The sequence below is a fragment of the Paenibacillus sp. LC231 genome, from assembly GCF_001860525.1.
Taxonomy (GTDB): Bacteria; Bacillota; Bacilli; order Paenibacillales; family Paenibacillaceae; genus Paenibacillus_AQ.
Window position 1 is genome coordinate 115,241 of the sequence record NZ_JFOM01000005.1, and the last position, 23,492, is coordinate 138,732.

The window sequence follows — 23,492 nt, forward strand, 5'->3', positions numbered from 1 at the left end:
GTATATAATCAACTTCCAGAAAGAATAAATAACAATATACATATAAAGGAGTGTCATGAGGCCGTGAATATTCAACTCACCCGGCAAGCCGAGCTGAAGCTGAAGGACAAGCTCGGGGACAAGCCGGGCGCAATCAGGCTGATCTATGACACGGAGGGATGCGGATGTGCCGTCAACGGCGTCCCAAGCCTGCGTATTGTAGATGAGCCGACGACGGAAGATATCGCTGTCGAGACAGGAAGCACGGTGCCGTTTATCGTAAACCGCAAGCAGGCCGTTTTTTTCGAAGAGAAGATGAGGCTGGGCGCCGATCCAGCCACTTACTCCTTCCGGCTGGACAGCAGCGGACAGAACTACGGCACCAATATCCAAGTATTAGATGCCAGAGCGTAACTACAACAATTAAATTATAGATAGATACAAAGGAGAGAAAATCGATGGAAAAACACCTTAACAGCATACTGGAACACAATCGCAGCTTTGTAGAGAATAAAGAGTACGAATCCTACCTGACAGGGCGTTTTCCTGAGAAGAAACTCGTCATTATTACTTGTATGGATACACGATTGGTTGAACTGCTCCCTAAAGCAATGAATTTCAAAAATGGCGATGTCAAAATCATTAAAAACGCCGGCGCCATCATTTCACAGCCCTTCGGAAGTGTTATGCGAAGCGTCATGGTAGCACTGTACGAACTGCACGCCGAAGAAGTCATCGTTGTGGGTCACTACGAATGCGGCATGGCTTCCTTGAACGCCGATGATATGATCCAGCATATGAGAGACCGCGGCATATCCGATGAAGTGTTATCCACACTGGAAAACTCCGGCATCCGGTTATCCAAATGGCTTCGCGGGTTCGATAACATTACGGACGGCGTAAAAAATACGGTGAGCCTGATCAAAAACCACCCGCTTCTTCCTCCAAACGTTCCCGTTCATGGCATGGTCATCGACCCTAACACCGGTGCGCTTGATCTGGTCGTAGAAGGATACGAGAACGAATAAATCAATCAAAGTCAAATGGAAGCACAAACGCGTACGCGTTTGTGCTTTTTTAGTCACAATTTTGCCAAAAGCAGAGAGAAAGCCCCCTCCCCCAGTTGTCAAACCATACAGTTTCAGTGTACACTTTTTATCAACCGGACCGATAGGCGGATGACCATCCACGCCTTAGCGTCCACGATATGCGTTTCAAAGGGAGTTATGTCCATGAATACGTTGTCATACGGCTTGTTAGGGTTACTAGCAAGAAGAGAATCATCAGGATACGATTTGATGCTTCGAATACAGCCCTTTTGGCAGGCCAAACACAGTCAAATCTATCCCCTGCTGTCCAGCATGGAGGAGAAACAGCTGTTGTCCTCGCATTGGGTTCAGCAAAGTGATAAACCGGACAAGAAAATTTATGCGATTACAGAAAAAGGCATGCAGAAGCTGCGTGAATGGATGTACCAACCGATCGCGCCTGCAGTCACCAAGGATGAACTTTCTCTTCGAACCTTTTGTCTGTGGCTGACGGAAATCGGCATCGCCGTCGATATTTTCGAGGACCGCAGAATCGGGTATCTGGAGAAAAAACGTTATTATGAGCAGATTTTAGAGGGAATTCCCGAGGACACCCGCGAGATCGGAAGCAAGGTATTCAGCAATTATGTGCTCGCTACCAAAGGGCTGATGATGGCTGAAACCGAGCTGAAATGGTGTGATTGGGTACTGGAATTACTGAGACAGCAGCAGCACACAGCAGCCTCAAAACATGGTCGCACAAATTTTGAAACCTTATCGTGACTCGTCCGTATTACTCTTTATTACTCTAAATTTACTGGGAGGTTCGACAGAACACGATGAAAAAAGTATTGACGATTCTTGTAGCGATTACACTGTTCTTTGTAGCGCTGACGCCTGATTCCGCAGATGCCAGAAGAGGTGGCGGAGGTTTCAAATCCGGGACCAAGTCATACAACAGCACTCCGAAAAAGGATACTAATAATGTTCAACAAACGAACAACCGTTCCAATACAGGGGCAGCCGCTAACACGAAAAAACCAGGATTTTTCAGCGGCGGCAGCTTGATGAAAGGACTTATGATCGGTGGTCTGGCTGGCTTGCTCTTCGGCAGCATGTTCGCCGGCATGGGCTTCATGGGCGAAATCATGGGATTGCTCATTAACCTGATCGCAATCTGGGCTTTGATTATGATCGTTATGGCTGTTGTACGCTCCGTAAAGAACCGTCGTAAACAAAACGATCCTCGCGACAACAACAATAACAACAATCGGTACTAATCCATGGTTCTAAGCATGGACGAAATCGTCAATGCGGTCTGCCTTCATCAGGCGGAACGCAGAGGCGTCAAACCAACGGATGTATCGCTTGAGCTTAGCTGGGACGAAGATACCGGATATACGGCTGAAGTATGGGTCGGCGGAAGAACGCAATATTTGATTGAGGCTAACCTCATCGAAGCTATTCTCCGCTACCTGTACTCCGAATACAATATCCGCGCTTACAGTGAGCAAGTACGACTTGAGCTGGAAGACGAGATTATCGCAATCGTTCAGCAATAATACCATCTATCGATAAAGGAGCCGCTTCGCTAACATGCGAAGCGGCTCCCTTTTTTTGATTGCCCAAGATAAGTTCGAACATATGATATTCCTACTCGCGTACAGCCGAGGCACCAAATGCACGATCATCAACGAGCTCATAGCACGATTGGTTTATAATTCAATGCCTTTTCAACGATTTCCTCAGGTGTCAGATCTTTTTCCGGCCAAAAAATCAAATTGCTAATGTCGGGGTGGGGAACATTCCGCTGCAGCAATTCGATCCATTCCCCCACCTCTTTCTCGCTGCCTTCCCCATTATACAGACTTGTCACCAGATCAACGATTTGCGCTTTCGTTAATCGTTCATGTACGGCTCCTTTCTTGTCATCGATCCAGCGCCGAATAAATTCCTTCTCAGACTTATTCAACCGCTCTCCCTCGCTCTCAATGGACTTCATGTTTTTGTCCGGCTAAACCGTAAAAGAAAAGCTCCATCAAGGTTTCCATGCTGCCGTTGACATGTTCCCGGTTCCCCGAATCCCAGCGTCGCCCCAGCTCATTCATGAACATCGAGAAGTACAGCATCGTAACCTCTTCGGTTTGATCCTTATGAATATAACCTTCTTGTTTCCCCAGAGCGACAAACTTCATAAAAAAATCTTTCACCTTCTCCTCGCTGTACTGCTGGATGGTCTGACTTATGCCGCGCTCCTCGGAGGTTTGGAAATTCCGAAACTCTTCCGATAAAAAGGTCAGATTTTTAGCCTCCAGCAGCATGATTTCTTGGGTCTTTTCCGCAAATGAACGCCCGGAATCCAGAATACGCTCATACACCGCCAACTGCTTGTCCGTCCAATCCATGATCATATCCATATAGAGCTGATCTTTGGTTCCAAAATAGTTATATATCGTTGCAGGTGACACGCCTGCCTGTTGGGCGATTTCGTTAACGCTAACCTTTTGGTAACCGTGCCTCGAAAAAAGCTGGAAAGCGACAGCGTAGATTTGTTCCATTTTTTTATGCTTTCTGCGTTCATACCCGTTCATGTGTTCTCCACCTCAAATGAAGTATAAACCAAGTTTTAGAGTGTTTCAACGTTTTCACTACAAAACAATTGACATTCACCTACTCTAAATTATACTCTTTTTATAGTACATCACTTTATTCACTACATAACTACAAATTAAATTACGAAGAAATGAGGACGGTATGAAATGAAAGCAATAAGGATTCCTTCGATTCTGCATGAGGTTTTCGGTGAACAGCAATCCATTGCCACGATTCTTGTCATCTTGGCGTTCGGCGGATGTCTGACCCTAGCGGTAAGCCTTGTTTTTCCGGATATCCTGCATTCTTTGCCTTTATGGCGAGGTATCCTTGCTTTATTGCTTATTTTTGATATTTTCTGCGGCTGTATCGCCAACTTCACCCGCTCGACCAGTAATTTCTATGCAGCCCGTAAAAAACAGCGGATTGTGTTCATCGCAATCCACGTTCATATTCTCCTGGTCGCCGTATTGCTGGATACCGACATGGTGTATGCGGTAGGGATATGGGCATATACCATCGCTGGAGCCGTGATCGTGAATACGCTGATCGGGAAATCATCGCAGCATTTTATAGGAGGCTTGCTCTTGTCGATTGGTATAGGAGGTACGTTCTTGCTGTCCAACATCCAGCCCTACATGTTATTGGCCGGCACCCTGTTTATGCTGAAAGTATTGTTCAGCTTTGCTGTCGATCATTATGGGGGAGCAGAACAACGGGCATGAATCCTGCCCCGCACTCAATCAAAATCCGTTTCCATTCTTCCAGTCTATATCGGGTGTCATTGACCTGTGCTCCGAGATTGTCGATAATAGTAGAATAAGTTCACTATCTTCAAGGGATTGGAGCTATGTAATGAAATATCATAATCTGGAAGAATGCATTATGGATCTGGAGAAACATGGGCATTTGGTTCGTATACATGAAAAGGTTGATCCTCATTTGGAAATGGCAGCCATACATATGAAGGTCTATGCTGCAGGCGGCCCGGCGCTGCTGTTTGAAAATGTAAAAGGTTCGAGGTTCCGCGCGGTCTCCAACCTGTTCGGGACGATCGAACGCAGTAAATTCATTTTTCGGGATACCTTTGCATCCACGCAAGACGTCATTGCGCTGCGCAACGATCCGATGAAGGCGCTCAAAAATCCGTTCAAATATATCGGGACAGGATTAGCAGCTAAAACCGCGTTACCTATCAAAAAAACGGGGGCTCTGCCACCGGGGTTTCAGGAAATCCAAATTTCTGATATGCCGCTAATTAAACACTGGAAAGATGATGGCGGTGCTTTTGTCACGCTGCCTCAAGTCTATTCGGAAGATCCGGAGAAGCCGGGCGTCATGAATTCCAATCTGGGCATGTACCGGGTGCAGCTGACAGGCAACGAATATGAAACGAACAAGGAAGTCGGCATCCATTATCAGATCCACCGGGGCATCGGGATCCATCAAGCGAAGGCTAATAAATTGGGGCAGCCGCTTAAAGTAAGCTGTTTCATCGGGGGTCCCCCGGCTCATACGATTTCAGCGGTTATGCCCCTGCCGGAAGGCATGAGCGAGCTAACCTTTGCCGGCTTGCTGTCCGGACGCCATTTCCGGTACAGCTATGTGGACGGATACTGCATTAGCCACGATGCGGATTTCGTCATTACAGGGGAAATCTATCCGGGTGAGACCAAGCCTGAGGGACCTTTTGGCGATCATCTGGGCTATTACAGCCTGGTCCATCCGTTTCCCGTCATGCGCGTGCACAAGGTTTACGCCAAACAGCAGGCAATCTATCCATTTACGGTAGTGGGAAGACCGCCGCAGGAAGATACGTCCTTCGGCGAACTGATTCATGAACTGACCGGCGGTGCCATCCGGCAAGAAATCCCGGGTGTCAAAGAGGTGCATGCGGTGGACGCTGCAGGGGTACACCCCTTGCTCTTTGCCATCGGCAGCGAACGTTATACCCCTTATCAACAAGTTAAACAACCAGCTGAGCTTCTCACGATTGCTAATCGGATACTGGGCACGGGCCAATTAAGCTTAGCCAAGTATTTATTCATCGCGGCTGAAGAGATGGAGCCTTTAAGCACACATCGCATCGAGGACTTCTTGACCTATATATTGGAGCGCATCGATCTGCAGCGGGACATCCATTTTCAGACCAATACCACGATCGATACACTCGATTATTCCGGGACCGGACTCAACACCGGCAGCAAGGTCGTATTCGCGGCGGTCGGGGATAAAAAAAGGGAATTGTGCAAAGAGGTGCCTGAAGCCCTAAAGGATCTCCCCGGATACTCGCCGGCAAAATGGATCATGCCCGGCATTGTTGCGATCCAGGGAGCCCCTTTTACGAGTTATGCCGAAGTGGAGCAGGAAATGGCGAGCCTAAGCGATGCAATCCGCGAGCGAGGTTCGCTCCCGTCTTGTCCGATGATCATTCTGTGCGATGACAGTGAATTCATGAGTGCGACAATGAATAATTTTCTGTGGGCAACCTTTACGCGCAGCAATCCTTCCCATGACATTCACGGTGTGAACAGCCGCTATGAGCACAAGCATTGGGGCTGTGATACGGTCATTATCGATGCCCGTACGAAGCCGCATCAGGCCCCGCCATTAATACCGGATGAAGAGGTCGAACGCAGCATCATGCGTTTATTTGCGGACGGAGGCAGTTTAAGTCGGATTCCGATACGATAAGTGCTGAGCAATCCTAAAGCGGACTACTAACATTTAAATGAATGCAATTTAAACGGGCTGGTCCTTTTAAGGCCAGCCCGTTGTTATAATATTTCATTTTCTACTTGGGAGGAAGAACATGTTTCCAATACTAGAGACCCAGCGATTAAGACTGCGGGAGATCCAGCATCAGGATGCCGGGGCTATCTACAACTGCTTCTCGAATGATGACGTGACTCGCTATTACGGACAAGACACACTGACCACCATCGATCAGGCTCTCCAATTCGTTGAGCTCTTCGCTAACAACTACAGGGAGAAACGCGGGATTCGATGGGGCATCGAAAGAAAAGATGCCCAGGGTCTCATCGGCACGATTGGGTATAACGTATGGTCCCCGAGGCATAAGAGGGCCGAGATCGGATATGAAATACATCCTGAATTCTGGGGGCAAGGTTATGCAAGCGAAGCCGCCTCTGCCGTTATCGCATATGGTTTTAAGGAGCTTGGTCTGACGCGCATCGGTGCCGTTGTTTTTATCGAGAACCAGGCTTCCCACGCCCTCCTGACCAAACTCGGTTTTGAAGCGGAAGGTATTCTTCGCCAATATATTTATCAAAATGGTCTGGCGCACGATACGCGGGTGTACTCATTATTAAAGAACCAGCTCCATTTGCGTTAGAGGCTGTGCATCAACCGCCGAGGTTTATTCACCCGGGGATTCCTTGGCATCCAGAAACGGTTTGTTCACAAAATAATACATAAAACCCATCAGCAGCACCCCGCCAATCAAATTGCCAATCGTTACCGGAATCAGGTTATGCAGTACGCCTTCCAATGAAATCGTGCCGGGATGATTCAGCACGAGCGCAATGGCAAAGGTGCACATATTGGCAACGCTGTGCTCGTATCCGGAAATGAAGAAGCAGAATACAAACAGCATCATGGCAAACATTTTGGCCCCGTCGCCCTTCAATGACATCGGGATAAAAAAGGCAAGGCACACGAGCCAGTTACAGAGAATAGCCCTGAAAAACAGCTGCACCGTCGGGGTGGTCATTTTGTGCTCAACCACATCAAGCAGAAAACCGTTCACGGATGAATCCATGAAAAGTCCGGTCAAAAATATCAGCAGCGCAAACGTGCACGCCCCCAAAATATTCCCCGCGTAGCTGAAGACCCACAGCTTGACGACCTCCAGCCACCTTAGTTTCTTGCGGAGAGCGGCGTACGTGTAGTAGAACGTATTCCCCGTAAACAAATCCCCTCCCCCATACGCGATTAGAATGATCGCCGCGCCAAACGTAATGGCTGCCATCGGGTAAGTCAGAGGGGAATGCTCCAGATAAAAGAAGTTGCCTGTCTTAAACGCAACAATGACGCCGAAGCCGATAAACATGCTGGCGAGCATGGAGCGGGCGATGTAACGAAGATGACTTTGTTTGAAAATTTTGTGTTTTTTGATAGCAAGCTGCTCCACCTTGAGTAATGATTCGGTTTCCATAATTCCTCCTGAAAAAGTCGGTTCTATATAGATTACACGATTTTTCCAATAATTCATATCACCTCATCCATCATTACCCCATTCTCCCCGATGAAACATACATGGTGGGCAGAACTCGATCCACTCCGTTGTATCAATTCTGATATTTCATCTTCATAGAATCGTAACCCAATGCCGCTTCGCTTCCACTATTATGGGAAGATAAGTTTGACACACTTGTTTGATGCACAGTGCATGTGGTAATTAGTTGTTACAAAGGAGAGGATGCAACATGAACTTGAAACATCCAGCAAAAAAAGCAATCGTCGCCTTGACCATGGCAGGCGTCTTCGGCGTAAGTGCAATCGGCGTAAATCATGCTGTTTTTCCGCTTCAGCAAGCAGAAGCCGCCCAGGCTGCAAATTCCGGCGATTATGCTGCAAAGCAAGCGCTCAAGACACTTAACAGCTTTTATAAACCCGCTTTAAAGGGGCAATTCCCTGGAGCCGTCAGCGGTTTAACGATTGGCAAAAGCACGAAGCAGGACGTGTACAAAGCCATTGGCGAGCCTTCCGTACCCGGCAAGCATGCCGATGCCTTCGAAATATACGGGGCAAACATGGGGAATCCAGGCTACGCCTTTTCCTATAAACTGAACAAAATCCGCGAGATGCGTTATTTTGGCACGAACGTGGAACGACAGACCAACATCGGCGGCATCACCATGAAAATGCTGAAGCAGAACTGGTTTGCACCGGATGCCACAACCACTTTCAAAACCGGAAAAATCAAACAAACCAAGCTCACTTACAACCGGGGAGAGTACAAATTGGAGTTCATCTTTAACAGCAGCACAGACCTGGACCATATTAATCTGCTGAATAAATAACCGTGATTGGAAACTCTTCACTTACCAATAGCATGTCCAGAATACATCGGAAAGGCCCGGTCTCTTAGAGAGCCGGGCTTTTCGGATTCACGAGAGATCTTCACAGCAAACACTGAAACAACATATCATCCAGCCATTCCTGGCAGTATTCCATCCGCTGAAATCCGGCAGCCAGCATATCCACTTGTTCCCTTAACACAGAAGACTCATCGGTCCCTTCCCGATAGCGGCTCAAAAAATGAAGAAACACATCCACCATACGCAAGCGCATGAGAACCGGAATCGCGCCAATCTCCTCGGCGCTCAGCCGTACGCGTTGGGCAAATCCTTCGCAAAACTGCCTTATGGCCTCCTTCTCGTCGGCCATTCCCATAAATCCCGATATGACGACCGCAGGCTCCATCGCTCTTACATCCTGTGTACAAAATTCAAAATCAAGCAGAGCGGTGACCGTATACGGACGGCCTACGTCTACCAGCAGGTTCGAAAAGTTCAGATCGCCATGAACCAGCTGCTGCGGCAGATTTTTAAGAGATTCTAGCCTGCTGCAAATATCAGCGTACGCTTCTTTTAGTATATGAAGTGCCTCTCCTTGATCCTTGAATGCCGGTGGCGGCTGATTGCAAAAATCAAGTATGAACGCCTCGTTGTACACAGGATAGGACTGAAGCAGCTCGTAATACGGCGGGTACACCGGCTTCATTCCGATTGAACATACCGCCAGAGCATTCACCAGCTCCCCTGTCTTCTCCCCGAAGGAATACGCTGCTTGAATGCTGCCTTCTTCCGGACGTACTCCCTCAATGTAGGCAAACAGGCAGGCGTAACGCTCACTCCCGTCTTGAACCCGAACCATCCTATCGCCAGACATGGATGAAATAGGAGCCGGTATCTTAAAGCTCAGCGGCACCCGCTGCAGCGAGTCCAGGACCGCAAACTCGAATTCGATTCTTGCCCTGTCTCGATGCGTATTGTAAATGCGCATGACCGAACGGCGTTGTTCATTATGAATAAAATGGGTCGTATTGTTCCAGCCCGTAGGACCTTTAGCCAGCCGACCGTTCCACTCCGGCCAGTTCGCTTGCAGAAGCTGCTGAATCATGATTTTACCTCGCTTACTTGTTAAATCTTATCTTATATAAAGTTATCTCGAATGGATCTTTATGTCTGTGCAACTTCTTCCGTTTTCGCCACAATGACCTTTACGCCCAGCTCCTGAATCCGGTCCATAACCCCCTGATCCGCCTTGTGATCGGTAATTAACACATCCAGATCTTCGACGGCGCCAGCTCTGGCAAAGCCATCCTGTCCAAGGATCCGATGCGTTGCCATGCCAATTCTGCGGCGGGATACGGCAGAGACCCCGCGTCCAAAAGCGGCAACTTCTGGAGTAGCCACGAATATTCCCTCATCAGATATACCGCCTCCGCTAACGAAACTGATATCAAATTTAAATTGACGAATAAATTCGTTAGCCAGCACGTCCGTGATATTTCCGGAAGGCTTCACCCGTCCGCCAATTAAATAAGTGTCAATCCATTCGCGCTCTCGCAGGGCATCCGCCACACGCATGCAGTTGGTCACGATTGTCAAGGGCATCTGCTCTGGAAGAAACTTCAGCAGTAAGTAGGTAAGCGAGCTGCTGCCAATGAATAACGTATCTCTTTCTCGGACGTATGAAACGGCTAATTGAGCAATGGCGTGCCCTTCCGGAGAGCCTTCACCATACCGCTGTTCCGGAGCCAAGGGCGGCTGCCTGACTTTCATGGAGGGGATGGCGCCTCCGTGCGTTTTCTGGAGTAAACCTTGCTCCTCCATGATTGTCAAATCCCGACGAATCGAATCAATCGATATTTCAAACCGCTCGGCCAAGTCCTTGGCAATCACCCGTTTATCTTGATGCAGCAAAGCAAGAATTTTCTGACGACGTTCCTCGGCAAACATTCCTGATTGATCTTGCACCATACACTTATCCTCCCGTTTATTCATTTTATTTCCACTTCACACCTCGATTATATTCATTTATATTCCGTTTTTCAAGTGATAATCTTCGGTTTTACTCATTTATATGCATCTTTGGGTGCGGATAATCCTGAATTTGCCTCATAATCATAATACAACATATCTCATGTTCTACTTTCTCTCCCTCACCACACGGAAACCACAATTGCCCGTCGAGCTGTCAGGCGTATTCCCGCTGCGTGCCGCGACTCGATAACGGTTGCAATAGGATCTGTGGCACAGGTACGAACCGCCGCGCATCGACCTTCTACCCGTAGACTCACCAAAGAACGGATTGATGGGCGAGGTCATTTGATGATAAGTCGGGCTGAACCAATCGCCGCACCATTCCCATACGTTGCCGGACATGTTATATAGTCCGTAACCATTCGGTTTATAGGCATCTACCGGCGCGGTACCGATATATCCATCGCTAGCGTTATTTTTAACTGGAAATTTCCCCTGCCATATGTTGCATTGATGCTCTCCGTCCAACTTCAGCAGATCTCCCCAAGGATAGGTCCTGCCCTCCAAACCACCGCGCGCCGCATACTCCCACTCCGCTTCTGTGGGAAGCCGCACACCGGCCCAATGGCAATAAACAACCGCATCGTTCCAGGATATATGTACCACCGGATGGTCCATTCGGTCTTCGATGCTCGAATCCGCTCCCTCGGGTGCAGCCCAGTATGCGCCTTCGACCACCAGCCACCAAGGCACTTCCTGCGGAACTTGTGCAACTCTTGCCTTGGTCTCCTCCGAAGCCAGCAGTTCGAATACAAACGACCATCCGAAGTGCTCCGCTTCCGTGACATAACCGGTAGCTTCCACGAACCGTTGAAACTGTTCATTCGTAACGGCATACGGTGAGATTTCAAATCCGGAAACGGTTACGCTGCGAGCCGGACCCTCGCCGTCACGCGGGAACCCTTCATGTGAATTCGTGCCCATCGTAAACGTCCCTCCAGGGATCGCGATCATGTTGGAATGGAGCTCAAGTTGAGACTGGTCATGATATTGGCCTTCACTTAGACTGTCTTGATGATCCTTCGGATCGGCTTCTCCCAACTGTACTTTCGCTCTCACGCCAGAGCAGCAAGAATGTTGTTCTCCCATGCTCGGTTCCTCCTATGCTAGATACAGAGAACAGGACAACCACTGCCGGAGCGGTTATCCTGCTTCACTTTAACTATATATTTTATACGAATTCCTGCGGATGGCGACGTATCAATTCCGGCACCGCTTCCCCTCGGCCTGTATTCTTCAAACGCTCGATATACCGGGGCAGATGACCTTTGGCATGGTAAGGTCCTCCCTCCTTCATGACCGTCCACAACGGGTCCACGTCATACGGCATCGTTGACATCATATGATCATGCCATTCATTCAGAAGGTATACAGCCTCCCTGCACAGATCCGGTCTTTCAGCTGCCCGATTGTACTGCTCGTGGACATCCTCGGCGATATGGAACAGCATTTCTTTGTCGAACAGATGATAGCCGTCATGATACGTTCGAATGTAGAGCCATTCTCCAAATCGCACGCTTCGCTGACAGACATGGGCGCATTGAGACACCACCAGATACTCCCTGCCGCCGCCTTTACCGGTCCGCAGGCTCTCCGCATAACTGATGCCATCCCAGCTGCGTACCGGTGCAACGTTCAAATATTCCGCCATCGTTGGCAAAAGATCCAGATGATAGTGGAGCTCGGGATCCGTTACCCCCTTCACGATGCCAGGCCCCCGAATGATCATCGGAATACGGCAAGTGCCCTGATCCGCTGTTCCGTGTTCTCCATAAATGCCAAGCTCCCCCATGTTCTCGCCATGATCCGCGGTAATGATGACAACCAAATCATCCATTACTCCCTTGTTCTCCAGCAATTCGAAGATCGCGCCGATATGCTCGTCCATATGGCGAATGCCGCAATCATAGCCATCCACCATCGTCCGCAGATCCTTCATCGTCCTGATCTCTCCGGGATGACGCGGATAATCGGGGGATACTTCACTATTATACATGTTAATTTCGTTCACCCCATGCGGTCCGACCTTCTTCTGGTGCTCATGAAGCACCTCTTCGGTAATCCAATCGGGAAGCGGCTCCTGCTCAAATGGATTTCCCAGCGACTGGGGTGCGCGATACGGTGTGTGCGGATCCCAGAAGTTCACATAGAGCATCCAGTTATCTTCATCGGCATTGCGATCCAGCCAATCCAGCACGACCGGAGATACTTCTTCCGCAGATTCCAACCCGCCCTTACCCGTATTATACATTTCATTGAAGCCCGCGTAGAAGGTCCATGCCGAATGACGTTCACCGAACGGACTGATCAAGGCGGTCTTCATGCCGGCCCTGCGGAATATAGCTGGAAAGCTCTCCGACCCCAGCTTGTCGCGGAAGTCACGGGTGATACCTTCATGGCGCACATCGGCAGCCGTGCCTCCATGACCGACAACACCGTTATGAATGCCGAACTTACCTGTCATTAATGCGGTTCTTGAAGGAAAACATGGAGCATCCGAGGTATAGTAATTGTCAAAACGCACGCCTTCCGCCGCAATTCGGTCAATATTCGGCGACGTATTCCGATGATAGCCATAACAGCCTAAATGATCCGGCCTGGTCGAATCCAAATCCAGCAATAATACTCTCATATCCTCATCGATTCCTTCCTTATCTGAATTCACTTGACATCTTTCAAGACTTCACCTGTCAGCGTTTACAATTTTTCTGCATTTGTTAGAAATTATAGGCCGCGATCCCTGCAGAGTCGATGTACATTTCGTCACTATGTTGTACGATTCTACTTCGATTTGAAATAACAGGATCACATAATTAAATCAATGAGTACTCAAATGAAGCAATATTGTGCTAGGCTATAGGTATAAAATCACTGCGGGGTGTTGTCCTATGATCCAATTGATGAGCGTGAATTTTGATGATTACATACCGAATTGGCGAACCCAGCTGGAGACGATTGAGTACAATGTCCTTGTTGTGGTTAGAGAAGGCAAGGTGAGATACGAAATCAACGGGGAAGACATCATTGCCGAGAAAGAAGACGTACTCTTTATTCCCCGGTCGACGAGCCGCAGCGGCAGCAACTGGAATGGCATTCCCCATCAGAAGCATACCATTCTCTTTACATTGGATTGTCAAGAATCCACAGGTATTCCATTTCTGGATGCGGGTCGATTCATGAAATTCAATCTCTCTCATATCCAATATGTCTACCGGCGCTGTGAGCGCCTGTATGAGGAAATGCGGGGTGGCAAAAGCTACCGTACCATGATCTGTCAGGGCATTATGCAGGAACTCATCGGCATGCTGGCCCGTGAGCTCGAGAAGAATGAGCTGGCACCCAGCAAACGAAACTACGCGGATACCATCAAATCGTATCTGCTGGAGCATTACCGCGAACCCATCGAAATCGATCGATTAGCAAAACTAATCCATCGCTCTCCGAGTTATGCAGCAGCCCTCTTCAAAGAGGTGTACGGTCTTTCACCGATTCGGTATATGCACCAGCTGCGCGTGCTGGAAGCTTGCAGTCTGCTGCTTCATTCGGACATGACCATCGCTCATATCGCCCACTATTTGGGTTATTATGACACGTCCTATTTTTATCGGATGTTTAAAAAACACACCGGCCTGTCGCCCTCCGACTATGTACAGCAAGACGATCGGTCCGATATTTCCATGCTGTTCACTTAATCCTCGCTCGTCTTCATTCATGTTCTTAACGGCTTCTGCCCAGCAAACTGAATGACATGGGACAAGCCTTGATGCCCCTGACCCTCATGACGAACGACCTCTCCCATAAAAAAGTGGACTATGCGCCAATCTGCAAAGGGCTCGAGGAAATCCTCAGGCACGTATAAAAATTGCTGATCCTGCGGTCCCCCGCTGCGATAAGGAATCTGGTACGGTGAATATACCTCAGTGAGGAAATATCCTCCGGGCTTCACCGCTGACTTCACGCCTTCTAAAGTCCTCGTTCTCAATGCCTTGGGAAAATGTCCAAACACGCAAATGATCTCATCCCATTGGTCCTGCTTCCACAGCGCATCTTGGAGATCCACAAGCTCCGTGCGAATCTGCACACCGCTTGCTTCCGCCAGTCGATTGGCTTTGTTCAGGCCGGATTCCGCGTAATCCCATACGGTAACGTTCATGCCTTCCCGGGCCAGGAACACCGCATTCCGTCCTTCTCCCTCTGCGATAGCCAGTGCGTCGCCCGTTAAGCCTAATTTCTTATGCATATCGGCAATAAATACATTCGGGTCCGTTCCAAACACGTATTCATCTCCCTGAAACCGCTCATTCCATGGATTCATCGTTTTAGCACCTCTTTCTTTAAAATCAACGCCATTCTATACACACTGAAGCTCATCCCCATCTTACCATTCCTGCCGCATCGATGTTAGCGTGACTTCCGAATGGTTCGGGGAAATAGCCTCTTTGTGCGTAATCTTCACTGAGCTCGGTCTGGAATAACCATAGTGATTTCCGGAGTCAGCCTTCATAGAATGTCCAGCCAAATTTTGATAGCCGTTGCCAGGATCAAAACTGCCAGCATGATCTGCAGGATCTTCGTGTTCATCTTCTTGCCCGCGACCGCTCCCAGTGGAGAAGCGATCAAACTGGCAGCAACCATAATAAGGGCCGGGATATAATCCACTTGTCCCGTCGTCAGCTTCCCTACCGTAGAACCGATGGATGAGATGAAGGTGATTGCGAGCGAGGACGCAATGGTCATTCGCGTCGGTATTTTCAATACAACCAGCATGATCGGAACGAGCAGGAACGCCCCGGCCGCCCCGACGATGCCGGCTCCGATTCCGACCACAAGAGCCAGCGAAGCGGCCAGCCATTTATTGAACTTGACCTGATCCAGCGGGATTTCGTCCACCCCTTTGTTCGGAATGAACATCATAATGGCCGCAATCAGCGCCAATATGCCGTAGATGAGATTGATGCCGCCTTCGCTCATCATCTTGGAGCCGAAACCGCCGATGAAGCTGCCCAGCAGTATGGCCGAACCCATATAGATAATGAGCATTTTGTTCAGATATCCGCCCTTGCGGTATGCCCACACGCCGCCGATCGTGGCGAAGAATACCTGTACGGCGCTTATGCCTGATACTTCATGCGCCGTGAAAGCCGCAAGGCCGAATAACGGCGGGATATACAGCAGCATCGGGTATTTAATGATCGAGCCTCCAATGCCAACCATTCCTGATATATAAGAGCCAATGAACCCGATTAAAAATATCGTAATGATGAAGGATATGCTTAGTTCCATCGTGCTGCCCCCTTATTTCTCTTTAGAAAAGGGAACCTGTCTGGTTCCCCTTGATCTCTTTTTCTCTTGTTTCATCCGATTATTAGCGATCCTTGAAATGAGCGCTGTAGAATTCATATTTCTACCTCTTAACATCAGATCGCCATTGTCAGATTAACGTACCGCGCAGCGGTTCGGCCCGATCTCCATCTCTCGCTGCTGCTCCGTATCCGGATTCATTTTCCCCATGTTCGTTTGGCGGATTTCCTGATAGCTGTTGGGCTGCGGCGGCAGATTTTGCGTGACCAACGTCCGGAACTCTGCCTCATCGGCGATGTTGAGTCCATGGTTTTCCCGGTAAAGCTCTCCCAGTTTCTTCGCGACGGTTCCGTCCTCGTTCAGTTCGTCCATGACCATGAAATGCGCCGGCAGCACGGTCAGATCTTCCGAAAGATGGGTGTAGCGGACATAGAGCGTTTCCCGCAAGTCGCCAACCCAATCCTCCGCCAGCCCCGCCAGATCCGGACGGCCGATGGAATCGATAAACAGAATATCGCCTGTCAGCAAATATTGATCATCAATTACAAACGAGGTGGACCCGATGGTATGGCCCGGAGAATGGAGCGCTTCAATGCGAATTGTGCTGCCGCCGATCGCCACTTCGCCTCCGTTCTTGAGCGGTTCGTACTTAAACGCCACCTCGCCGGCATCCTTTGGCGGAAGCCAGTATACGGCTCCTGTCTGCTTAGCAATCATTCGTCCTCCGGAAATATGGTCCGCATGGAGATGGGTATCAAACACATGCTTGATGTTTGCATTCAGGCTTTTTGCGAATTCAAGATATACCTCCGTCATACGGGTTGCGTCAAACAATGCCGCTTCACCATTCGATACCGCCATATAAGACAAGCAGCCTTTACCTATACGAACAAACTGATAAAGCGTGCCTCCATCTGCCAAACTGCCGATCTTCAGGGGAACAAGGTGTTCACTCCATGCCTTCATGCCGCCTTTCAAATACGCCACATGCCGGCCGTGCTCGGCCAGCATCTCAGCCACCATCACCGACGAGCCTTCCTTGGCGCATACGACGAGCACTTCTTGATCCTTCGGGATTCGATCCAAAATTTCTTCCACGCCGTCAATCAAATCAAAGTAGGGAATATTCAAATGCTGAATTCCTTCGCCTTCAATCTTCCAGTCCTCGTAATCCGATGGGTTCCGCACGTCCAATATGAACAGGCTCTCTTTGCGAATCGCCTTCATGGCCACTTCTTGCGCTTGCATTTCTCTTACTGTCATGTCGCCTTCCTCCTCATAATTTCAAATGGATCTGAAATGTTAAATTCCTTCCGGCTGCCTATTAAAAGCGCTCAGCATGTTTTTTCAACAGCCATCTTAAACTGCGTTATCGTTCAAGCCCACAGTTTCTCCACACCAGCCGCTCATGCCCGGTACGACGTTTCTAATGCCTGCAAAGCCGTTAGCTGAAAGCTTTTGCGCAGCCAGGTCGCTCCGCGTTCCGGTACGGCAGATGACATAGATTTCATCCTCTTTGTTCAGCTCAGCCATACGTTCATCCAGATCACCAAGAGGAATCGATACGGCATTTCGAATATGCTTGAAAGCAAACTCCGCCGCTTCCCTTACATCCAGAACGACGATTGACGCTCCGGACGCAAGTTTCTCCTCCAGCTGATCATTAGACGCTACATGCGGATAAGTTCGTTCTGCCGTTTCTTCTCCTGATGATTTGCGAAGGTAGTGCTTCAGCACATCCCCCTCTTCAATCGTTCCGAGATATTGATGCCCCGTGCTTTCCGCCCATGCCTGCATGTCGGCCTTGGAGCCTTTATCGGTTGCCTCTACCTCCAGTACATGTCCGGCTTCAAGATCCTTCATCGCTTTTTTCGTGCGGACGATGGGCATCGGGCAAGCCAGCCCCTTAGCATCCAGCCTCATATTCGATTCAATTGCTGCCATATTACATCGAACCTCCATTGTTTTGTTTTCGGACACACATACCACCAGGGGTATATTTCAGTTCAAAAAAAGGGGGTGCCTATCACACCCATTCTTTTTCAAATAGACACAGTTACTCTGTATTGCCCTCCCATGCGAGCATACCGCCCGTCATATTGACGACTTGATAGCCTTGACCTTCCAAATATTCGGCTGCACGGCCGCTGCGCCCCCCGGAACGGCATACCAAGACATACTCTTTCGACCGATCAAGATCCTGTTTGCGGAATTCAATCAAACCTAAAGGAATGTTGACGGCGCCCGGAATTTTACCTTCCGCCACTTCCTCCGCTTCTCGAACATCGATGATATTCATGTCAGCTCCGTCACTCAGCATATGCTCTACTTCTTTTGGAGAAATCTCTTTCATGTTGTTCAGTACTCCTTTTACTTTTTATAGTTTAAGACCAGCGATTCATGCCGCCCTTCACGTTAGTCACCATCTCAAAGCCTAATTTCTTTAATGTTTTGCTCGCTTTGTTGCTTCGCATGCCGCTTTGGCAGATCAATACCACTTCCATGTCTTTGGAGAGCGAATCGCTGCTCGACATGAGCCGGTCCAGCGGAATATTACGGAAACCCCGAATGTGATTCCCCTTGAACTCTCCCGGCGTCCGGACATCGATGAACTGCTTGTTTGTGTTTCTGTTTTTAAGCTCTTGCTTCAGCTGTGCCGAGGTAATCTGCCTGACTCCCTGAGCCGGGAGGATTCTCCAAACGACAAACAGAATGATAAGTGCAATGAACGATACATTGAGAATATCCATCTTTATTCCCTCTCTTTATAACAGCAGCCGTCGCCGCTGTTTTCCTTAAATGAACAAGTTAACATTGCCATCCTGAGCATCGCCCAAATACGCAGCAACCCCCGCATACTCAATGCCGTCAAGCAGTTCTTCTTGCTGCAGCCCTAGCAGATCCATCGTCATGGTGCATGCAACAAGCTTGATGTCCTGCTCCTGCGCCATCTCGATCAATTGCGGCAGCGGAACGGCGTTGTGTTTCTTGATCACATCCTTGATCATTTTTGGACCCATCCCGGCAAAATTCATCTTGGAAAGACCCATGTTATCGGATCCGCGAGGCATCATTTTCCCAAACATCTTCTCGATGAAACTTTTCTTCTTGGGCAGCATGACATCCTCGTCCTTACGCAGTGCGTTCAGTCCCCAGAAGGTATGGAATATCGTCACCTCATGGTCATAAGCGGCAGCTCCGTTCGCGATGATATAGGCGGCCATTGCTTTGTCATAATCGCCGCTAAATAATATAATCGTTGTTTTTTTTGTTTCCGTCACGTCGTGATCTCCCCTATAAAATTTGATATATAAATCTCAACGAATGCGTTTATACCCCCATAGGTATATTTTCGTTCAAAAAAAATTATCCCTTTCTAATCCAAAATTTCAATACGTCCCCATCCTCTGCCTGCTCCAGCATCTCGTTGCCCGACGACTTGGCCCATGCCGTCAAATCGCTCTTCGCGCCTCGATCCGTTGCATGAATCTCAAGCACTTGGCCTTGTTGCATCTCCTTCATCTGTTTCTTCGTTTTCACGATCGGCATGGGACATGCCAAGCCTTTCACATCCAATACTTTATCCGCGTTCATTAAAATTCCTCCTTAAAATGATACGTTTATCTGCTTTTCACTAGCAAATTGACCGCTTCAACCACAAGCTTCTCCGTGTCCTGCCCGGTCTCTTCAGCTTTCTGTACGCATTCCACAAGGTTGGAACTGACGACTACGCCGATCGTCCGATCTATTGCCGTCCGCGTTGCGGAGAGCTGGGTAATCACTTCCTTGCAATCCTTGTTCTCTTCCATCATTTTCAGAATGCCGCGCAGCTGACCTTCGATGCGTTTCACCCGATTTTTCATCTGATCATTGTAATCCATCTCGATCCCCTCCTGTCTCTGCACTTTTTAGGATGCATGATTAAAGCATACTGGCTCTGGCTTGCATGCCCTAAATATATACCCCCATAGGTATATTGTCAAATGGATAATTCTAACTTTATGTTTATCAGGACATGTCTGATAATTGTCACACTCTTCCGTGCTGCTATATGTTATGATACCCTATAGGGTATATAGTAATCCATTTATCATATACACCAAATCAGGGAGGAATATTCGATGGGCAAAAAAATTCTCATTGTCGGCGGCGTAGCGGGAGGAGCCTCGGCAGCTGCCAGACTGCGGAGATTAGATGAGGACTCTGCCATTGTTTTAGTGGAGCGCGGTGAATATATTTCGTTTGCCAACTGCGGTCTGCCCTATTATATAGGAGAAACGATAACCGACCGCGATAAGCTCATGGTGCAGACCGTACCCGGCCTTAGCCGCCGCTACGAGCTGGATATTCGGAATCATAGCGAAGTTACGTCCATACTGCGCGATGAAAAAATGGTTATGATTAAAAACCTTATTACCGGAGAAACCTACACCGAGAGTTATGATTATCTGATCCTGTCACCTGGCGCGAAGCCGATTACGCCGGATATTCGCGGTCTGACCGGATCCCCAAACGTCTTCACTTTGCGCAATATCCCCGATACGGACCGGATTAAGCAGTACGTGGATGAAGTCCATCCGAAGGAAGCCGTTATTGTCGGGGGTGGATTTATCGGGCTGGAAATGGCCGAGAATCTGGCGGATCGAGGCGTTCAAGTGACAGTCATCGAAATGGCCAACCAGGTGATGGCTCCGCTCGACTACGAAATGGCCGCAATCGTCCAATCGCATCTTAAGGAAAAAGGAGTCCGTCTGATTCTTGAGGATGGCGTAAAAGAGTTTCATAAGGGCGGCCAACAAATCGAGCTTTCCAGCGGCAAACGAATATCAACCGAGATGACTTTGCTTTCTATAGGCGTTCAGCCGGAGAGCTTGCTGGCGTCAGCTGCCGGACTTCCCGTCAATGATCGCGGCGGGATTCAAGTTAACGAATATATGCAGACCGCTGACCCGAGCATTTATGCCATCGGCGATGCGATTGAGGTAAAGGATTATGTCCTTCAGAGCCAGGCCTTTATCCCGCTCGCCGGTCCTGCCAACCGGCAGGGGCGCCTGGTTGCAGACCACATCTATGGTAAAACCAATGGTTACAAAGGCACGCTCGGCTCGTCAATCGCCAAGGTCTTTGATCTAACGGTTGCTGCAACAGGCGTTAACGAAAAGCGCCTCAAGCAGATGAACAACCCTTATCAAGCCATCCATATTCACCCCTCGTCTCATGCCGGATACTACCCCGGGGCGTATCCCATTTCCTTGAAGCTGTTATTCCATCCGGAAACAGGTCAAATCTATGGGGCACAAGCGATTGGAGCAGATGGCGTGGATAAGCGAATCGATGTCATTGCTACAGCAATCAAGGGAGATCTCAATGTATGGGACCTGGCGGAGCTGGAGCTTTCCTACGCGCCCCCTTATTCCTCCGCCAAAGACCCGGTTAACTATGCCGGATATGTTGCCGCCAACATCTTGGACGGTTTGGTTGAAACGGTGCAGTGGCATGAGATCGACGACCTGGTCGGAAACGGTGCAACCTTGATCGACGTTCGCGAGCCTAAGGAAAGGGAAACGGGTTATATCCCAGGTTCCGTCAACATTCCACTTAACGATCTGCGCAGCCGACTGAAGGAATTGCCGGAGAATGAAATGCTGTACGTGACTTGCCAAGTTGGGCTGCGCGGATATTTGGCTGCCCGTATTTTGGCCCAGCATGGCTTCCGGGTTAAGAATCTCGACGGCGGCTGGAAAACATACGCAGCGGTTTACAAGCCATCATAATCGTTCCTAACTATATCCGTCTGAAATAGATGGAACATGCTGCTTGCAGTAAAAACATGCAAAAAAGCCCCGGAAACACGGGGCTTTTCTTATACAATAGATAATGGCTTAAATCAGCTTGTGCGCATACCATTTCTTGCCGCGGAAGCGCCATAGGAAAATCGCTCCCCGCACTCCCCATTCACAATTCATGGCCAGCCATACGCCAAGGATACTCCAGCCCAGAACGATCCCCATAATGTAACCGAGGATCACCCGGAACAGCCACATGGTCAGCATCGAAGTGATTGAGGTAAAACGCGAGTCGCCTGCCGCACGCAGCGCCGAAGGCAGAATAAAGCTTATCGACCACAACGGAACCTGCACGAGCGTGTTGATCAACAGCACCACGAACAGATCGTTCACGATTTCCGGAGGCGGGTTGAACAGCCCTACCAACGGCCGGTAGAGCGGCATCAATATCAGTCCCATCAGGGCCAGCGAGATTGCACCAAGCCATAGAAAGGATTTGATGAACTTGCGGGCATCCGCTATATTGCCGCGACCGATGCATTGACCGACAACGGTCACAATCGTTAAGGACAACGCGCTGGCTGGAATTTGAAATACGGCGGCAAGCGAAGACCCGATCGCGTTCGTTGCTATGGCATACGTACCCAAGCTGACGATAAACACTTGGGTTAACAGCTTTCCCCCGTTAAAAAACATCTGTTCGGCTGCAAACGGAAGCCCGATAAACATAATTTTGCGCAGCATGGATATCGGGAAATGAAACAGATCTCGCAGGCGGATATGCAGCGTGGCATCCACTCTGAACAGATAGTAGAGCGCGCAGGCCGCACCGGCAAAGCGGGCGATGTTAATCGCCAGCGTCATGCCCATAACGCCCATATTCAGCAGGGTGATGAACACGATGTTGAGCAGAACGTAGAGCAGGTTCATGATTAACGACAATGCCAGTGAAGCCCGGGTCTTGCCGATCCCCCGCAGCGCGCCGCAAACCGCCTGCACGATGGCAATTCCGATGAAGGAAGTACTGCTACCGATCAGATACACTCGCGCACTCTCCAGCACCTCGGGTGACGCTGAGCCGAACAGCAGATTCAGCACCGGCTGGTGAAGCCCAATGATCAGCAGCGCGATTGCTAAAGCGATCATCGCCACGGATGTAACAGTAGCCGCTGAAGCCCGGGATACCATCATGGCATTGCCGCTTCCCTTATATTGTGCAACGACGACGGTGCCCCCGGTTGCTACCGCCACGAACACATTGATCAGGAAAATATTCAGGGAGTCCACCATGTTCACGGCGCTGACCGCCGATACGCCCGACGAACTGATCATGGCGGTGTTGACCAAATTCAAACCGATGATGAATGCCTGATCAATCAATATCGGAAAAAATAAAGCAAAAATCTGCCGGTAGTCCATCGACTCCCCGGATAAATGGTGTTGAAGCACACCGTTCATTTGGGTTCGTAATCGAACCAACATCTGTCATCACATTCTTTTCGTTGTAATATAAAAGAAAAAAGCTCTTCAAACGAAGAGCTTCAGACTTACGGTATTCAGAAATGGCTGCCGCAACCGTCGCTTGGGAGAGCTCACTCCCTCGCCAAGGGGACAATACGGATTAATTCATTTGATCCCGGATAAACCCCGTCTTTGATTGGAGGATATCACCAGACCCGAGTTCTGTCAATGAATGCAGGCCACAGGAAATGACCGTATACTGCTGATAAACG

28 protein-coding genes are annotated in these 23,492 nt (G+C 49.2%); 11 read left to right on the top strand and 17 right to left on the bottom strand.

What is annotated here, in order from left to right:
- Positions 1–63: 63 nt before the first annotated feature.
- The 5 genes from AK95_RS02100 (at position 64) to AK95_RS02120 (ending at position 2,569) form a co-directional block, all read left to right on the top strand.
- Complete coding sequence (locus AK95_RS02100; RefSeq protein WP_071218254.1) at positions 64–393, top strand: iron-sulfur cluster biosynthesis family protein; 330 nt, start codon at positions 64–66, stop codon at positions 391–393.
- A gap of 44 nt (positions 394–437) precedes the next feature.
- The gene (locus tag AK95_RS02105; protein WP_071218255.1) at positions 438–1,007 is read left to right on the top strand and encodes a beta-class carbonic anhydrase; all 570 of its coding nucleotides are present in this window, start codon (positions 438–440) and stop codon (positions 1,005–1,007) included.
- Positions 1,008–1,211: 204 nt separating this feature from the next.
- Positions 1,212–1,790 (top strand): PadR family transcriptional regulator, encoded by a 579-nt coding sequence (locus AK95_RS02110; protein ID WP_071218256.1) that lies wholly within the window; start codon positions 1,212–1,214, stop codon positions 1,788–1,790.
- 56 nt (positions 1,791–1,846) lie between these two features.
- Positions 1,847–2,287 (top strand): hypothetical protein, encoded by a 441-nt coding sequence (locus tag AK95_RS02115; RefSeq protein WP_071218257.1) that lies wholly within the window; start codon positions 1,847–1,849, stop codon positions 2,285–2,287.
- 3 nt (positions 2,288–2,290) lie between these two features.
- The gene (locus AK95_RS02120; protein ID WP_071218258.1) at positions 2,291–2,569 is read left to right on the top strand and encodes a YxcD family protein; all 279 of its coding nucleotides are present in this window, start codon (positions 2,291–2,293) and stop codon (positions 2,567–2,569) included.
- Between the two features lie 137 nt (positions 2,570–2,706).
- Here AK95_RS02120 and AK95_RS02125 read toward each other — a convergent pair whose 3' ends face one another.
- On the bottom strand, positions 2,707–3,009 hold the full coding sequence (locus AK95_RS02125) for a bacteriocin immunity protein (protein ID WP_083397503.1): 303 nt from the start codon (positions 3,007–3,009) through the stop codon (positions 2,707–2,709).
- On the bottom strand, positions 2,996–3,598 hold the full coding sequence (locus AK95_RS02130) for a TetR/AcrR family transcriptional regulator (RefSeq protein ID WP_071218259.1): 603 nt from the start codon (positions 3,596–3,598) through the stop codon (positions 2,996–2,998). Before AK95_RS02130 ends, AK95_RS02125 begins: the two co-directional genes overlap by 14 nt.
- Positions 3,599–3,766: 168 nt before the next feature.
- Between AK95_RS02130 and AK95_RS02135 the strand changes: the two genes are divergently transcribed.
- The 3 genes from AK95_RS02135 to AK95_RS02145 all read left to right on the top strand — a co-directional run bounded on the left by AK95_RS02135 (position 3,767) and on the right by AK95_RS02145 (position 6,954).
- Positions 3,767–4,324 (top strand): hypothetical protein, encoded by a 558-nt coding sequence (locus AK95_RS02135; RefSeq protein ID WP_071218260.1) that lies wholly within the window; start codon positions 3,767–3,769, stop codon positions 4,322–4,324.
- 130 nt (positions 4,325–4,454) lie between these two features.
- On the top strand, positions 4,455–6,293 hold the full coding sequence (locus AK95_RS02140) for a UbiD family decarboxylase (RefSeq protein ID WP_071218261.1): 1,839 nt from the start codon (positions 4,455–4,457) through the stop codon (positions 6,291–6,293).
- A 118-nt stretch (positions 6,294–6,411) separates the two neighbouring features.
- Entirely contained in the window at positions 6,412–6,954 is a 543-nt protein-coding gene (locus AK95_RS02145) for a GNAT family N-acetyltransferase (protein WP_071218262.1), read from the top strand.
- Between the two features lie 24 nt (positions 6,955–6,978).
- Here the strand turns inward: AK95_RS02145 and AK95_RS02150 are convergent, their stop codons facing one another.
- Entirely contained in the window at positions 6,979–7,776 is a 798-nt protein-coding gene (locus AK95_RS02150) for a formate/nitrite transporter family protein (protein ID WP_071218263.1), read from the bottom strand.
- Between the two features lie 271 nt (positions 7,777–8,047).
- Between AK95_RS02150 and AK95_RS02155 the strand changes: the two genes are divergently transcribed.
- Positions 8,048–8,644: a YjgB family protein gene (locus AK95_RS02155; RefSeq protein ID WP_071218264.1), complete on the top strand. Its 597-nt coding sequence runs from the start codon at positions 8,048–8,050 to the stop codon at positions 8,642–8,644.
- Positions 8,645–8,744: 100 nt separating this feature from the next.
- On the opposite strand, the gene AK95_RS02160 is transcribed toward AK95_RS02155, so the two are convergent.
- The 4 genes from AK95_RS02160 to AK95_RS02175 all read right to left on the bottom strand — a co-directional run bounded on the left by AK95_RS02160 (position 8,745) and on the right by AK95_RS02175 (position 13,304).
- Positions 8,745–9,746 carry a phosphotransferase enzyme family protein gene (locus AK95_RS02160; RefSeq protein WP_071218265.1) on the bottom strand — a complete coding sequence of 334 codons (1,002 nt, stop codon included), beginning with the start codon at positions 9,744–9,746 and terminating at the stop codon, positions 8,745–8,747.
- 59 nt (positions 9,747–9,805) lie between these two features.
- Entirely contained in the window at positions 9,806–10,588 is a 783-nt protein-coding gene (locus AK95_RS02165) for a DeoR/GlpR family DNA-binding transcription regulator (RefSeq protein ID WP_071218420.1), read from the bottom strand.
- Between the two features lie 189 nt (positions 10,589–10,777).
- Positions 10,778–11,626, bottom strand: coding sequence for a formylglycine-generating enzyme family protein (locus AK95_RS02170; protein WP_481855807.1), 849 nt, complete (start codon positions 11,624–11,626; stop codon positions 10,778–10,780).
- A 217-nt stretch (positions 11,627–11,843) separates the two neighbouring features.
- Positions 11,844–13,304 carry a sulfatase family protein gene (locus tag AK95_RS02175; protein WP_071218421.1) on the bottom strand — a complete coding sequence of 487 codons (1,461 nt, stop codon included), beginning with the start codon at positions 13,302–13,304 and terminating at the stop codon, positions 11,844–11,846.
- A 256-nt stretch (positions 13,305–13,560) separates the two neighbouring features.
- Between AK95_RS02175 and AK95_RS02180 the strand changes: the two genes are divergently transcribed.
- The gene (locus AK95_RS02180; RefSeq protein ID WP_071218267.1) at positions 13,561–14,364 is read left to right on the top strand and encodes an AraC family transcriptional regulator; all 804 of its coding nucleotides are present in this window, start codon (positions 13,561–13,563) and stop codon (positions 14,362–14,364) included.
- A 17-nt stretch (positions 14,365–14,381) separates the two neighbouring features.
- Here the strand turns inward: AK95_RS02180 and AK95_RS02185 are convergent, their stop codons facing one another.
- The 9 genes from AK95_RS02185 to AK95_RS02225 form a co-directional block, all read right to left on the bottom strand.
- On the bottom strand, positions 14,382–14,987 hold the full coding sequence (locus AK95_RS02185; RefSeq protein ID WP_071218268.1) for a class I SAM-dependent methyltransferase: 606 nt from the start codon (positions 14,985–14,987) through the stop codon (positions 14,382–14,384).
- Between the two features lie 185 nt (positions 14,988–15,172).
- On the bottom strand, positions 15,173–15,955 hold the full coding sequence (locus AK95_RS02190; protein ID WP_071218269.1) for a sulfite exporter TauE/SafE family protein: 783 nt from the start codon (positions 15,953–15,955) through the stop codon (positions 15,173–15,175).
- Positions 15,956–16,108: 153 nt separating this feature from the next.
- Positions 16,109–17,236, bottom strand: coding sequence for an MBL fold metallo-hydrolase (locus AK95_RS02195; RefSeq protein WP_071218270.1), 1,128 nt, complete (start codon positions 17,234–17,236; stop codon positions 16,109–16,111).
- 96 nt (positions 17,237–17,332) lie between these two features.
- Positions 17,333–17,917: a sulfurtransferase TusA family protein gene (locus tag AK95_RS02200; protein WP_071218271.1), complete on the bottom strand. Its 585-nt coding sequence runs from the start codon at positions 17,915–17,917 to the stop codon at positions 17,333–17,335.
- 112 nt (positions 17,918–18,029) lie between these two features.
- Complete coding sequence (locus tag AK95_RS02205) at positions 18,030–18,326, bottom strand: rhodanese-like domain-containing protein (RefSeq protein WP_071218272.1); 297 nt, start codon at positions 18,324–18,326, stop codon at positions 18,030–18,032.
- A 31-nt stretch (positions 18,327–18,357) separates the two neighbouring features.
- Positions 18,358–18,723, bottom strand: coding sequence for a rhodanese-like domain-containing protein (locus tag AK95_RS02210; protein WP_071218273.1), 366 nt, complete (start codon positions 18,721–18,723; stop codon positions 18,358–18,360).
- Between the two features lie 45 nt (positions 18,724–18,768).
- Positions 18,769–19,254: a DsrE/DsrF/DrsH-like family protein gene (locus AK95_RS02215; protein WP_071218274.1), complete on the bottom strand. Its 486-nt coding sequence runs from the start codon at positions 19,252–19,254 to the stop codon at positions 18,769–18,771.
- Positions 19,255–19,339: 85 nt separating this feature from the next.
- Positions 19,340–19,567, bottom strand: coding sequence for a sulfurtransferase TusA family protein (locus tag AK95_RS02220; protein WP_071218275.1), 228 nt, complete (start codon positions 19,565–19,567; stop codon positions 19,340–19,342).
- A 26-nt stretch (positions 19,568–19,593) separates the two neighbouring features.
- On the bottom strand, positions 19,594–19,854 hold the full coding sequence (locus AK95_RS02225; RefSeq protein WP_071218276.1) for a metal-sensitive transcriptional regulator: 261 nt from the start codon (positions 19,852–19,854) through the stop codon (positions 19,594–19,596).
- A gap of 240 nt (positions 19,855–20,094) precedes the next feature.
- Here AK95_RS02225 and AK95_RS02230 point away from each other — a divergent pair, with 240 nt between their 5' ends.
- Positions 20,095–21,747 carry an FAD-dependent oxidoreductase gene (locus AK95_RS02230; RefSeq protein WP_071218277.1) on the top strand — a complete coding sequence of 551 codons (1,653 nt, stop codon included), beginning with the start codon at positions 20,095–20,097 and terminating at the stop codon, positions 21,745–21,747.
- A 108-nt stretch (positions 21,748–21,855) separates the two neighbouring features.
- On the opposite strand, the gene AK95_RS02235 is transcribed toward AK95_RS02230, so the two are convergent.
- Positions 21,856–23,241: an MATE family efflux transporter gene (locus tag AK95_RS02235; protein ID WP_071218278.1), complete on the bottom strand. Its 1,386-nt coding sequence runs from the start codon at positions 23,239–23,241 to the stop codon at positions 21,856–21,858.
- Positions 23,242–23,492 lie beyond the last annotated feature (251 nt).